The sequence below is a fragment of the Caballeronia ptereochthonis genome, from assembly GCF_001545075.1.
Classification (GTDB): domain Bacteria; phylum Pseudomonadota; class Gammaproteobacteria; order Burkholderiales; family Burkholderiaceae; genus Caballeronia; species Caballeronia ptereochthonis.
Genome location: NZ_FCOB02000103.1, coordinates 1 through 1,016, shown reverse-complemented (window position 1 = coordinate 1,016; position 1,016 = coordinate 1). Strand labels below are relative to the sequence as shown.

At 64.1% G+C, this 1,016-nt stretch carries 1 pseudogene; it reads left to right on the top strand.

Going from position 1 to position 1,016, the window contains the following annotated elements:
• Window positions 1-1,016: pseudogene (locus tag AWB83_RS36390) on the top strand (ESPR-type extended signal peptide-containing protein); the annotation flags it as partial.

The window sequence follows — 1,016 nt, the reverse complement described above, 5'->3', positions numbered from 1 at the left end:
ACCAACAAGGGCGACGTGGCGCTGGGTGCGGGTTCGACGACGGCGGCAGTGGTGAACACCACGAGCGCGACGATCGGCGGCACGGCGTACACGTTCGCAGGCAGCAACGCGACGAGCACGGTGTCGGTGGGTTCGGTGGGTGCAGAGCGCACGATCACCAACGTGGCAGCGGGCCGTCTCTCGGCCAGCTCGACCGATGCGGTGAACGGCTCGCAGCTGTACGCAGCGGATCAGGCGATCAACCAGAACACGTCGGATATCTCGAACGTGGCGGGCAGCATCACCAACATCAGCGGTGGGATCACCAATATCCAGGGTGATATCACCAACCTGGGCAACCAGATCAACAACGTGTACAACACGGGCACGAAGTACTTCCATGCGAACAGCACGGGGGTAGATTCGACGGCCACGGGTGTGGATTCTGTTGCGATCGGCTCGGGTGCGGTGTCGACCAACAAGGGCGACGTGGCGCTGGGTGCGGGTTCGACGACGGCGGCAGTGGTGAACACCACGAGCGCGACGATCGGTGGCACGGCGTACACGTTCGCAGGCAGCAACGCGACCAGCACGGTGTCGGTGGGCGCGGCAGGCAAGGAGCGCACGATCACCAACGTTGGGGCAGGCCGTCTCTCGGCGACTTCAACCGATGCGGTGAACGGCTCACAGCTGTACGCAGCGGATCAGGCGATCAACCAGAACACGTCGGATATCTCGAACGTGGCGGGCAGCGTGACCAACATCGGCGGTAACGTGACCAACCTGAGCAACCAGATCAACAACGTGTACAACACGGGCACGAAGTACTTCCATGCGAACAGCACGGGGGTAGATTCGACGGCCACGGGGGTGGATTCGGTGGCGATCGGCTCGGGTGCGGTGTCGACCAACAAGGGCGACGTGGCGCTGGGTGCGGGTTCGACGACGGCGGCAGTGGTGAACACCACGAGCGCGACGATCGGCGGTACGGCGTACACGTTCGCAGGCAGCAACGCGACGAGCACGGTGTCGGTGGG